A 12485-nucleotide genomic window follows, 5' to 3' on the forward strand; every position below is an offset into this window, starting at 1 on the left:
TTTGAACATCATGAAGATCACCATTCACTCTCGCAACGAGCGCCATGAGTTCACGGCTGACGAAGGCCAGAGCTTGTTGATGGCTGGCCTTTCCAGTGGGGTTGCACTGCCGTATGCGTGCGCAAGCGGAACTTGCGGAAGCTGCAGCGCGCGACTCGCGGCAGGCAAGGTCGAAGACCTGTGGAGTGCCGCCCCCGGCAAGAAGCCCACAGCGAAATCTGACGAAATTCTGCTGTGCCAGTGTGCGCCGCGGGGTGACTGCGAAATCGAGTTGAAGCAGTCCGTATCTCAGGTTGCACCCGATGAAATTCGACCGTTTACCGCTGAAGGGACGGTGACCCGTTGGGAGTTGCTGACGCACGATGTGGCCTCATGGGAGATCGAACTTCAGGAGCCGATGAACTACCGGGCGGGTCAGTTCGTGCTGCTTGGAACTCCAGGTATCAGTGGATACCGAGCATATTCAATCGTCAATTACGAGCGTGACTCTTGCAGGCTTGAACTGCTGATCAAGAGGAAGCCCGGGGGAGGTCTTTCAGAAGCTTACTTTGGGACGAACCAGGTGGGAACGTCTGTGCGTGTGATGGGCCCACTTGGACAAGCCGTCTTCAAACCGTCGCTGCAGAAGAACTTGCTCTGTATTGCTGGAGGCAGCGGCGTGGCTGGGATGATGTCCATTCTTTCGCATGCGCAAGAGCTAGACTATTTTTGGGACAAGACGGGTGCTGTTTTCTTCGGCGTGCGCTCTATGCGAGACACGTTCTTTTTGGAGCGTCTAGCTGGCTTCTCGCGTGCAGCACGAGGCGGGCTCGACGTTACGATTTGCATTTCCGATGAGTCGGTTTCGCTAGATGTCGCTCATCAGTATCCGGGGTTGGCGTTCAAACGGGGCCTCGTTCACGAGGTGGCGTTGAAGCAGATGGAGGGACGACTTTCAGATGTCCATGCTTTTCTAGCAGGTCCGCCTCCGGCAGTTGACGCGGCTATGCGCGGCCTTGTACTGCAAGGCAAGCTCAGCCCGACGAACATTTCGTACGACAAATTTAACTGACTCGCAAGGAGTAAGGAAATGGCACGTCATTATGTCTGTGACCGCCGAGACATTGCCGAGAACGGCATGGCCACCTTCGATCTCGCCGGTGGAGCATCCATTCTTCTGTTGCGGGTGGATGACCAGATTTACGCCTGCGATGGCGTTTGCCCACATCAGGAGGTGCGCTTAGAGGATGGGCTGTTCGACGGTGAGGTACTGACGTGCCATCAGCATATGTGGCAGTGGAAAGTAGCAACAGGGGAGCCCGTGGGGCTCGCAGAGTGCCCACTGAATGTTTATAGGGTCGATATGGAAGGAGAGGCCATCTACGTAGATCCCGAAATGAAGCTGTAGCCATGGTCATGACGGCTTGGTGCAATTCCCCGCCCGTCATTTGCGCAACCCACTAAATCATTAGCGCACTTACTACTAGATCCATCGTCGACACGAAACGAGGAGACAACGATGACCAGCAATACTCTAGACAATGAGATGCCGGTATCCCCAGCACGTGTTTCAACCGCAAGTATGGTTGGAACCATCATGGAGTGGTACGACTTCTTTTTGTATGGTTTCACGGCGGCGCTAGTTTTCGGCCAACTTTTCTTTCCCGCCTATTCTTCAGTTGCCGGCACGCTTGCCTCTTTCGGCACCTTGGCAGTCGGCTTTGTGGCGCGACCACTAGGCGGCATTGTCTTCGGGCACTACGGTGACCGAATCGGCCGTAAGACAATGCTGATTACCACGCTCACACTCATGGGCGCTTCAACGTTCGCAATCGGGCTATTGCCGACGTATGAGGTGATTGGAATATGGGCACCGATCTTGCTGACCATCTGCCGCTTCCTGCAAGGCATCGCGCTTGGAGGCGAGTGGGGTGGGGCAGTGTTGATGGCGGTTGAGTATGCACCGCCAGCTCGCCGTGGCTTTTTCGGCAGTGTTGTTCAAATCGGTGCCACAATTGGTCTGGCTATTGCTACCGCCGTCCTGTTCAGCGCATCGTACTTTCTGACCAAAGAACAGTTCATGTCCTGGGGTTGGCGCGTCCCGTTCTTGCTCAGCATCGTTATGCTGCTGTCAGGTCTGTATATCCGGATGAAGGTCACTGAAACGCCCGCGTTCCGGAAAGCGCAAGCAGCCGGCAAGATCGCCAAGTTCCCCGTTGTTGAGGTGCTGCGAAATCATCCGGGGGTTGTTGTGCATACCGCGTTCATCTACCTCGGCGCGATTACTGTCCCGTTCTACACCGTGTGGGTATTTTTGACCTATTACGCCACTTCTGTCCTGAAGTTGGACAGATCGATGGTGCTCCTCGGTGTTGTCGTGGTCAACCTTGTCCTCACCCTTGTCATCCTCGCCGCGGGCGCATTGTCGGACCGTATCGGAAAAAAGCCGATCTTCCTGACTGGATTCTTGTTTCTCGCTGCCATAGCATTTCCGTTTTTCACCATCGTTGATCTCGGTGAGATTAAATGGGTCTGGCTAGCCATGATGCTGATGGCTGGCCCCCTCTGGGCGATGTGGGGAGCTTTGCCGGCGTACTTTACTGAGCTGTTCCCCGAACAGCTCAGGTATACCGGTATCTCGCTGGGCAGCCAGGCTGCGACGATCATCGGCGGCCTTGTGCCTCTGTTTTCAACCGCGGTGCTCCCGAAGTACGGTACCTGGCCGATCTCAGCGCTGCTCATTGCCTCTGAGGTGATGGCTTTTATCGGGATTTTTGCGCTCAGCCGCCGCAAGTCCGCACTAGAGAGCGAATGCAGTGTAGTGGCATAAAAGCCAATGCAAGGCGCGACTGAGTCGCGCCTTTTCTCGTTTTCCACCAGTGCTTGATGCGAGAACAAAAAAGTGGCGCGACTTCATTTTTGGTCTAGCGCGCCTTGGAGGCGACCGTGAGCACCACAGCCCTGATTGGTTTTCTTTGCATAGTTGCCATAGGGAGCTACCTGCAAGCCTTCACAGGGTTTGCCCTTGGCATCTTCGTACTTGGCGCTGCAGTCGTGCTTCAACTCGTGCGAATTGAAACCACCGCGACTGCAATCAATATCATGACGCTGGTGAATACTGCGCTCGCGCTTCGCGGAAATCTCCATCTCTTGAACCGAAAGCTCTTTGTCCGTACTCTGTTAGGGATAATTCCTGGGGTGCCGTTAGGTGTCTGGCTGCTTGATACTGTTAGCTCACGCAGCGCCACGCTGCTACAACTGACTCTTGGTTTGGTTGTTTTGATTGCCGGGGCTACGCTATGTGTGCGTCCCCGTGCAAGAGCGGAGACCTCTCGATCGACAAGCTTTGTATTGGCTGGAGGTGTAGGTGGCGTCCTGGGTGGAATGTTCAGCGTACCTGGTCCGCCTATCATCTACCAGTTCTACATACAGCCCCTGGCATTGGAGCAGGTACGGCTCACGCTCCTCGGAATTTTTGGCACCATTTCGCTCATGCGGATTACTATCCTCGCAGCAAATGGAGGCGTCGATTCTAACGCTGTCTATCTGGGGCTACTATCGGTTCCGGTGGTGGCAATTACAACAGCGTTGTTCATTCGATTTCCACCCCAGCTTTCTGACTTGGCAATACGGCGCGCGGCTTTCTTGCTGCTCTCAGCGATGGGCATTTGTATCTTTGCGATGGGGTGGCGATGAGCCGCGTTCGTCCACAACCGGATCAGGCTGAGCGGTACCGCCAGCCTGATGGCATTGAGGCACCAGATCGGTCCCATCATGTGCCCTTTGTTCCCGGGGCGGCCTGCTCTTTTGCAACCTGGCCTGCCGTAGACTGGGCCGATAGCTTCTCCAGTTTGCGGTATAGAGTCTTGCGACTGATGCCCAATATGCGGGCAGCCTCGGACATGTTTCCATCGGATGCGGCTATGGCTCGTCGGACGGCATCCATCTCTATTTGTGCCAAGTCGCAGGGTTGCGCTTCCACCTGGGACGGCGTTTCCGAGCCTTCGGTTGGAACTAGTTCATCTGGCAAATGCTCAAGCCTTAGCTCAGTGCCATCCCTGAGGATTGCAAGCGCGGTGCGCAGAGTCATTTGAAGCTGACGGATGTTGCCTGGCCATGGGTGAGTGCAAAGCGCGTGGCGCACGTCCGGTGTGACTTCAATTTTCCTGCCGCCACTCTCTGCGTTGATGACAAAGTCAATTAGACAGGAGATGTCCTTTCTTTCCCGAAGAGATGGGAGACGTATGCGAAGACCATTCAGGCGATAGTAGAGGTCCTCGCGAAAGCGACCGGCCGTGACCTCGTCAATCATCGAACGATGTGTTGCGCAAACGATGGAGACATCCACAGGCATGCTCCGCGTGCTGCCGAGCGGGGTGACTTGACGCTCCTGTAGCACCCTCAGCAGCCTGCCTTGAAGGGAGAGAGGCATGTCTCCGATTTCATCAAGAAATAGCGTTCCTCCATTTGCCTGCAAAATTTTTCCGGGGAAGCCTTTGCGCTTCGCACCGGTAAATGCGCCTTCCTCATAACCGAACAGTTCAGACTCAATCAGCCCCTCTGGAATCGCTGCACAGTTGACAGCCACGAAAGGTCCGTTGTGCCGAGGCCCGGAGTTGTGAAACGCAGCGGTAAAGACCTCTTTGCCAACGCCTGATTCGCCTTCAATAAGCAGTGGGATATCAGAGCCAAGTATCATCGATGCCTTCTGAATCGCTCGTTGCATCTGCGGGTCACCGAGGTCGAGGTCCTTTAGGAGGACGCGTGCGCTTCTTGGCCTCGTTTGTTGTTGATCCGTACTTTGACTGGCATCAGTGGGCGCCCGGGCTGAGCAAGCTGCCTCGCCGGTAACTCCCACGTTTACGATCATCGTTACCTCGCGGCCATCCCGGAGAGAGGCTGCAAACTGGCTGCCTCGCATCGCGCGAGCCTTGTCGACAAAGCGCTCCAATGAAAAGTTGAAGCCGAACAAATCCGTGAATCGCTTGCCAAGGGTATCGCGGGGGTCCAGGTTTAGGAGACAGCGTGCTGCGCTGTTGGAGCCGAGTAGCTTTCCGTCAGATCCAAACACCGCGATCGCTTGCTTGATGGTCGTAAGGTACTCAGCCACAGGATGGAAAACGACGACGATCTCGTCGGCCATCTCGCGCACAAGCATGCGGTTCTCTATCAGCACCGCTACAGTACGAATCAACGGAAGAGCGTGGATGGCAGGGCTGGTGCTGTATGCGGCGAAAACGCCTGCGATTGTGCCGGCAGAGTCGAAACATGGTGCTGCTGCCCCACTCAGGGAACGAAATGGGATCAGATAATGCTCAGCCAAGTCGACTGTTACCGGCGCACGGCTGGCTACGCATGTGCCGATCGCATTTGTGCCAGCAATCGCTTCTGACCAACTAACTCCCGGCTGAAAGAGGGGACCGAAAGGCCCGGACATTAGGTCCGCATCGCCCTTGCTACAAACAATGATGCCCTCGGCATCGGCTAACACAACCACCGTGCCGGTACCGGCCATCTGTTCGAATGTGTTTTCGACAGAAGGCTCGGCATATTTAAGAAGTTTGCTGTTGCGAGACCTAACCGCCCGGCCATCTGCCCAGGACGTCACAGGTGGAAGAACCTGATGTGTTTCGGCCAATCCTGACGCAATAGAACGCTGCCAAGATGCCTCCAAGGCATGTTTTGCTAGGGCGCCTTTGGCTTGATGGAACTCCAGGGGCACACGTGTCTCCACTGTTTTGGGGTGAGGGGCGCGACTTCGCTGGTCAACGCTCATCGTTATGGTAAAGCAGTTCACGGCATAAGGCGCGCCCCTTTGTGGGCAGGCAGCCGCCTATCGTTTGCCCGAAGCGCTTCCGCTCATGGAGGTAGGTGCCGCTTTCCTAAGGTCTGCCATTTCCGTCTGCGCCCGGCACATCCACAGCGTCCGCTTGGTGGACCGTTCGGTACAGAAATTGCGCGTTGAAGCGCTGTAGTCCCGGTCGCATGGGCCAAAGGCTGCACTTTTTTAGCACAAAACGTTAAAAGTGCAGGATTGTATTGACTGGTCGGTCCAGCGCCCTATTCTGGAGTGCAGACATTGAGGGGAGCCGCAAGCATATGGTGAAGGGAACCAGTCACAGCCAGCAACGAGACCGCATCCTTAGGGCTGCGGCGCAGCTTTTTGCGCAACGGGGATACCACGCTGTAGGCATAAACGCGATTCAAGAGGCGGTCAACCTGGGACGCGGAGCGCTATACCACCATATCCACAGCAAGGAGGACTTGCTTTACGAGATTACGCGAGAGTACATCACGGATCTTGCAGCTTTCGCCGAACAGCTTAATGCGGATATCGATCCACGCGAGAGAATCGAATTACTTGGCCGGCATCTCGTGTTGAAGATCGCGTCGCACCAGGCTGAACTGACGGTTTGCTTCCGTGACGTGCAATCGCTAACTGCTGGCCGACGTGCAGAAGTCATGGCGCTACACTCGAAATACGAAAAGGCATGGCGCGCGGTCTTGGTCGATGGAGCTGACCTGGGAATTTTTCATCCCTACGATCCCGTCGTTTTGAAGGGCGTGCTGGGTATGTACTTCTACAGTTACCTTTGGATTCGCCCAGAAGGTACGGTTAGCCCGGAAGCAATAGCGGAGCGTCTAAATGAGATGGCGCTTCGAATGGTGCAGAGGTAAAACTTAATTTAAAGCTTCTCATCGAGGCCCGGTAAGACATTATCACGGGCCAAACTGTACCGACCAATCGGTACAGTCCCTAACCCCTATGGAGACAACCCGATGCACGAGAAATCCGGCGGCCGAACAATTCCTTGGGCGGGACCAACGGTGGAAGATCGCCAAGAGAGGGAAGAAGGCTTTTTAAATATCGAACGAAGGAGGCCCGACTCTCCCTATTTCCTGGGTGAAAGCCATTCGTATAATCGCAGAGCGTTCCTGGCTAGCGGTATGGTCGCAATGGGTGCGGGGATAGCTACCAATGCCATGTCAGCTGCACCGGCAGGGGCGAAAAACCGTGATGCCCCCTCAGATCCGACAAAAGTTCAGGGTGAAGACACATGGGCAGATGGCGGCTATGGAACGCGTTCGCAGTTTGAGACCGAGATCCGCACTCAACCTAAAACACCGACGAACCAGTCATCGTGGACGATGACGCCGCTTCAAAATGGTCTCGGGATTATCACCCCTTCCGGACTTCACTTCGAACGCCATCATGGAGGTATCACGACAATTGATCCCTCCAAGCACATGCTCTATGTCCATGGCATGGTGAAGCAGGCCAAGAAGTTTGGTATGCAGGATATAAGGCGTTTCCCATCGGTATCCCGCATCTTATTCATTGAGTGTTCGGGGAATGGTCTGACCGAATGGGTAAAGCCGACGATGAAGACAGTGCAAGGGACGCACGGATTGACCTCAACGTCCGAGTGGACCGGCGTTCCGCTCGCTACGATTCTGAACGAAGTTGGTGTAAAGCCTGGCGCCAAATGGCTGTTGGCAGAAGGTGGCGACGCAGCAGTCATGACTCGGAGTATTCCTCTCGACAAGGCATTAAAGGATTGCTTTTTGGCATATGGTCAGAACGGTGAAGCCATTCGTCCTGAGCAAGGATACCCGTTGCGCCTTATCGTGCCCGGCTATGAAGGGAATACACATATCAAATGGCTAAGACGACTGGAGATTTCCGACCGGCCATTTATGACGAGAGAGGAGACATCTAAGTACACTGATTTGCTTCCGAATGGAAAGGCCGTCCAATTTTCATTCGAGATGGATGCAAAGTCCGTGATTACATATCCCTCAGGAGAGATGTTACTGCGTGGCCCCGGCTTTTATGAGATTACAGGGCTCGCATGGTCTGGCCGCGGCAGCATCCGCAAGGTTGAGATTAGCGTCAATGGTGGAAAGAGTTGGACGGAGGCAAAATTGCAAGGACCGGTTCTCCCGATCTGTCACACACGCTTCCGATTCGCATGGCAATGGGATGGAAAAGAGTGTGTCCTGCAAAGTCGCTGTGTCGATGACACTGGATATCGGCAACCAACGCTGGCTGAGCTTACCAAAGTTCGAGGCACCAATGGGCCAGTCGCCTCGGTTTATCACCTAAATGCAATTCAAAGCTGGAAAGTCGCATCCGACGGGAGAGTCTCCAATGTTCACCACAGCTAGGCGCATGCGTGATGTAGTCCTCCTTGGCTTTCTTTACGTGGGTGGCGGCCAGGGACTATCGATTGCCGCGGAAAGTGTGCGAGCGTATGGCTTTGGGTCGCCTGCGACCGAGAAAGATCTGGCAGGCTTTATATCTCCTCTGCCTGACGGTACAGGATTGCCAAAGGGAGCTGGCAGTGCGAAGGAAGGGAAGCAGATCTTTCAGCAAAAATGTGCAGCATGCCATGGTGTTAGCCTCGAGGGAGGAATTGCTGATCGTCTCATAGGTGGCCGTGGAACATTGGTTAATAATGATCCAACTAAAGCCCCAGTAAAGACAGTTGAAAGCTATTGGCCATATGCAACAACCCTTTTTGATTACATCAAACGTGCCATGCCTTTTAATGCGCCTGGTAGTCTAACCAACAATGAGGTATATGCGTTGTCTGCCTATATCCTTTCGGAAGGGAAGATCATTGACTCCACTGCCACGTTGAGCGATAAGACCCTTGCGAATGTGAAGATGCCGAACCGAGACGGCTTTATTCCTGACCCCAGAGGCAAGAAGCCTTAGTTGCTCGAAGCAAGCTTGCGTTCTTTTTGTATCCCGCTTTCCTCATTTCGAGTGGCGAAAACGGCTCTACTCCTTCCGTAATGATAATAACGTGTCACATCTTTCGTGCTCGCCAGTCGGTGTTTGACAACCAACCAACTAGTAGGTAGAATACCTGCATTGGATGACGTAGGGTGGGTTAGTCGGATGACGGCAATGGGAACGCGGGAAGCGCTGGTGTGCGCGGCGGAAAATTTGATGCGCTCGAAGGGGTACGCTGCTTTCAGCTACGCCGACCTTGTTGAAACCGTCGGTATCAAGAAGGCAAGCATCCATCACCATTTTCCAACCAAGGAAGATTTGGGGGTAGCCATTGTCGAAGCCTACATCGATAGGGTACGCATCGACTTTGAGCGGATCGAACTGGTCCATGAAGACTTGGAAGGCCGCCTGAAGGCGTTTTTCCTCGCTTTCAGTGCCAGCAGTGAGGGTGGCTTGTTGCCACTCTGCGGTGCACTCGCTGCTGAAATGGCCGCGCTACCGCTGGGTTTGCAAAGGCTCACGCACCATTTCTTCGATCTTCAATTGAAGTGGCTAACAAAGATACTCGATAAGGGGGTTGTCAATGGAGAGATTCCGGCAGCTCCCGGCACGCGGCAGAAGGCTTTCCAACTTTTAAGTGCACTGGAAGGCGCAAGTTTTATTAACTGGGCGCTGAAGGACGGTGAGGCGCTGGATTGGAACTTTATTCGACTTGTGGCGGGCCTCGATAAGTAGGGGCTGATTTATCCCTGGTTGCACCTAGGGCCATCCGCACGGACTGGTCCTTTTATTTAACGTCGGCGCCTACCTACTAGTAGGTATGGTGTTGCGAAGCATGATCATGAAACGAGTCAATGTCAAGATTTGGTCGGATTTTGTATGTCCGTGGTGCTGGATTGCCAAGCGACGTTTTGAAAAAGCCGTGGCGGCTCTGGAAAATCAAGTCGAGGTAGTCGTCACACACAAGGCCTACCGCCTTGCTAGAGGCATGGCTCCGGTGGATTTTAAGGAGGCTCTTTATGCAAAGTTCGGTAATTCGTCTGCAGCCGAAGGCATGATGGCGGCAGTCGCAAAAGCAGGCGTAACGGAAGGCTTGAAGTACAACTTTGACACCATGCGCTTTGGTGATACGACCGCTGCGCACGCTCTGGTCAAGAGTATCGAGTCCTCAGCCGACAGGCAACGGATGATTGAAGGAATCTACCGTGGTGTTACCACCGACGGACTCAACATCTTTGATGCCAACGTACTTCTCGCTCTCGCAAAAGAGCTCGGCGTTACCACATCCTTCGATTTCGAGTCCCGTGAACTGGAATCAGAGATAGCGCGTGATGAGAACGAGGCAAGTCATGTAGCAAATGGGGTCCCCCTGTTTGTGTTTGCTGACAAGTTTTTTGTCTCGGGAGTGCGCGAAGTGGCCAGTTTTGAGGCGACCCTGCTAAAGGCAGCTGCTGATGTGGAGGACTCGGCAGTGGCTGCTGGAGCGACTTGCAGTATCAATGGCTGTACAAGTTAGTTAGCAGGAGAAGCCAGTCTTCTCATTTAGGCGGTGTTGGCAACCAAGGGGGCCGACATTCGCAGGTTAGTGGACACGTCATGTGTCCTGGAAATTTCATATGCGCGAAAGCGCCTTTTTAAGAAGGAACTCATCCAATGAATGATAAACCGAATGGTATCGACGTTGCAGCTTTGAGCCAATTTGCAAAAGGTGTGGCCGAAGATATTTCAAAGCGAAGCGCCCGCTTCAACGTCAAGACGAAATGGGAGCACCAGACTCGTAGCGTGGCGACTGTTAGCCACTATTCCCTGGGTGGGGTCGAACACCAGCGGCATTTCGAAATTGCCGCAGATGAACCCACTGAATTGCTCGGGCAAAACTCCGCTCCGAATCCTCAGGAACTGCTCATGGCTGCGCTCAACGCTTGCCTCTCGGTGGGCTACGTTGTCAACGCTGCAGCGATGGGGATCACGGTCCATAGCCTGGAAATCGAAACCGACGGCGAACTGGACTTGCGTGGCTTCCTCGGCCTGGACGAAACCGTTAATCCTGGCTACGACGAAGTGAGCTACGCCGTGCGGTTGCACACTGACGCGTCGCGCGAACAAGTGGAGAAGCTGCATGACATCGTAACCAAAACGTCGGTGAACCTGGCTAACTTCTCCAAGGCCATCCGCATGGTTCCCACGCTGGAGATTCGTGAGGCGTAGCCTGGCAATCGCATCTTTCCTCTGTCACGTCGAAGTCGACTCCTCGGCGCTCAACTCCTTATCGTAGAACGTAATGAACACTCTGTTTACTCCATACAATCTGTCCGGCATCTCATTGGCCAATCGGGTGGTCATGGCCCCGATGACGCGGACCAGAACGACCGATAACGTTCCAAATGAACTCACGGCCCTCTATTACGCCCAGCGAGCATCGGCTGGCCTGATCATTACAGAGGGGATGCCGATTTCTGATGAAGGCCGTGGTTACCTGTATACGCCAGGGCTTTACACTGACGAACAGACTCAGGCCTGGCGCAAGGTCACCGCTGCTGTGCATGAGAATGGCGGCAAAATCTTCGCGCAGTTGTGGCACGTTGGTCGGATGTCTCATGTTTCCATTCAACCCGGCAATGCCGCTCCGGTGTCCTCGGGCACAGTCCCCGCTACGAATACAACCGTCTACGCATGGTCAGAAACCGGCGAGGCCGGCCCCGTCGCGCCTAGTGTTCCGCGAGCACTGACTACTGAAGAGGTCCGGCGTGTCTCGATGGACTTCGTTTCATCTGCGTTGCGCGCGATGGAGGCAGGGTTCGATGGAGTCGAGCTCATGGCAGCGAATGGCTTCCTGTTTGACCAATTCCTCAGCAGTGAGCTGAACACGCGGACGGATGAGTATGGTGGCTCTCTTGCGAATCGCCAACGCTTCCTGCTGGAAACAGTGGACGCCCTTGCTGCCGCAATTGGCGGTGAAAAGGTCGGCGTTCGCTTCTCGCCGTTTGGACGACTCTACGATTTGGGGGCCTATGCCGACGAAGAGGAAGCGTGGATGAGTGTCGCGGCCGAACTCAATGTGCGAGAACTGGCATACGTGCATCTGAACTATCAGCCCACCATTACTGCTGCGGATGTGCCGGCCGGCTTTGGGGCTAAGTTCCGCGAAGCTTATCAAGGCACGCTGATTGCCGCTGGCGGATTCAATCGCGAAATCGCCGATGCGGAGTTGGAGAAGGGCGAGTTGGACCTTGTTGCGTTCGGAACTGCGTACATTGCTAACCCGGACCTGGTCGAACGCATGAAACACGGCTGGTCGCTTGCAGAAAGCGATCGATCCACGTTCTATGGCGTCATCGGAGCGAAGGGATATACCGACTATCCGCGCTACGAGCGTGAAACTGTATAACGGAAACGTTACTTGCGACGTAAGCATGCATGGGAGGCGTTGACGGTCCGTGGCCTGATGCAGACATGTGCCGCGACTTCGAAGTCGCGGTGACTGCCACTCATAAGATCTTGCGTGCAGACGACCACCGGTGTGGTTGCTTCATGGCTATCCCACGAGTGCAGCGTCTGCTGCGTTCGCGGCTGCTATGCGCATTTTTGCTCTCTGCGAAAGAGCGGTGTACGGGCTAGTAGGGGAAACCTACTAGCCCTTTTTTTTTGCAAAGTAGCTTGAGACTACTGGCGCAATTTTTCTCATCGATTCGGGGAGCGCTGTGCACCCCATGGCCACTGCGACTAGCGCAAGCATTGCACCCATTTCCACACCGTGGACGGA

At 54.6% G+C, this 12485-nt stretch carries 12 protein-coding genes; 11 read left to right on the forward strand and 1 reads right to left on the reverse strand.

Annotated features, from left to right (window positions below; all coding sequences use genetic code 11):
- Positions 1-10: 10 nt before the first annotated feature.
- The 4 genes from MKD50_RS00715 to MKD50_RS00730 all read left to right on the forward strand — a co-directional run bounded on the left by MKD50_RS00715 (position 11) and on the right by MKD50_RS00730 (position 3675).
- Complete coding sequence (locus MKD50_RS00715; protein ID WP_252666066.1) at positions 11-1051, forward strand: 2Fe-2S iron-sulfur cluster-binding protein; 1041 nt, start codon at positions 11-13, stop codon at positions 1049-1051.
- A gap of 18 nt (positions 1052-1069) precedes the next feature.
- Positions 1070-1387 (forward strand): Rieske 2Fe-2S domain-containing protein, encoded by a 318-nt coding sequence (locus MKD50_RS00720; protein WP_111516994.1) that lies wholly within the window; start codon positions 1070-1072, stop codon positions 1385-1387.
- A 111-nt stretch (positions 1388-1498) separates the two neighbouring features.
- Positions 1499-2809, forward strand: a complete 1311-nt coding sequence (locus MKD50_RS00725; RefSeq protein ID WP_252666067.1) for an MFS transporter — start codon at positions 1499-1501, stop codon at positions 2807-2809.
- 116 nt (positions 2810-2925) lie between these two features.
- Positions 2926-3675 carry a TSUP family transporter gene (locus tag MKD50_RS00730; RefSeq protein ID WP_252666068.1) on the forward strand — a complete coding sequence of 250 codons (750 nt, stop codon included), beginning with the start codon at positions 2926-2928 and terminating at the stop codon, positions 3673-3675.
- Between the two features lie 76 nt (positions 3676-3751).
- On the opposite strand, the gene MKD50_RS00735 is transcribed toward MKD50_RS00730, so the two are convergent.
- Positions 3752-5701 (reverse strand): sigma-54-dependent Fis family transcriptional regulator, encoded by a 1950-nt coding sequence (locus MKD50_RS00735; protein WP_252666069.1) that lies wholly within the window; start codon positions 5699-5701, stop codon positions 3752-3754.
- Between the two features lie 377 nt (positions 5702-6078).
- Here MKD50_RS00735 and MKD50_RS00740 point away from each other — a divergent pair, with 377 nt between their 5' ends.
- From MKD50_RS00740 to MKD50_RS00770, 7 genes are all read left to right on the forward strand, one after another.
- Positions 6079-6657, forward strand: a complete 579-nt coding sequence (locus tag MKD50_RS00740; protein WP_252666070.1) for a TetR/AcrR family transcriptional regulator — start codon at positions 6079-6081, stop codon at positions 6655-6657.
- Positions 6658-6927: 270 nt separating this feature from the next.
- Complete coding sequence (gene soxC / locus MKD50_RS00745) at positions 6928-8148, forward strand: sulfite dehydrogenase (RefSeq protein ID WP_371925273.1); 1221 nt, start codon at positions 6928-6930, stop codon at positions 8146-8148.
- Positions 8132-8701, forward strand: a complete 570-nt coding sequence (locus MKD50_RS00750; RefSeq protein ID WP_111517000.1) for a c-type cytochrome — start codon at positions 8132-8134, stop codon at positions 8699-8701. The genes soxC and MKD50_RS00750 overlap by 17 nt, the downstream gene beginning before the upstream one ends.
- A 195-nt stretch (positions 8702-8896) precedes the next feature.
- The gene (locus MKD50_RS00755; RefSeq protein ID WP_240988307.1) at positions 8897-9457 is read left to right on the forward strand and encodes a TetR/AcrR family transcriptional regulator; all 561 of its coding nucleotides are present in this window, start codon (positions 8897-8899) and stop codon (positions 9455-9457) included.
- Between the two features lie 106 nt (positions 9458-9563).
- Positions 9564-10238 carry a DsbA family oxidoreductase gene (locus MKD50_RS00760; RefSeq protein ID WP_252666072.1) on the forward strand — a complete coding sequence of 225 codons (675 nt, stop codon included), beginning with the start codon at positions 9564-9566 and terminating at the stop codon, positions 10236-10238.
- A 137-nt stretch (positions 10239-10375) separates the two neighbouring features.
- Positions 10376-10930, forward strand: a complete 555-nt coding sequence (locus MKD50_RS00765) for an OsmC family protein (RefSeq protein ID WP_111517002.1) — start codon at positions 10376-10378, stop codon at positions 10928-10930.
- A gap of 73 nt (positions 10931-11003) precedes the next feature.
- Positions 11004-12110 carry an alkene reductase gene (locus MKD50_RS00770; RefSeq protein ID WP_252666073.1) on the forward strand — a complete coding sequence of 369 codons (1107 nt, stop codon included), beginning with the start codon at positions 11004-11006 and terminating at the stop codon, positions 12108-12110.
- Positions 12111-12485: the final 375 nt, after the last annotated feature.

This window comes from Cupriavidus mimosae (assembly GCF_023952485.1).
Lineage (GTDB): Bacteria > Pseudomonadota > Gammaproteobacteria > Burkholderiales > Burkholderiaceae > Cupriavidus > Cupriavidus taiwanensis_C.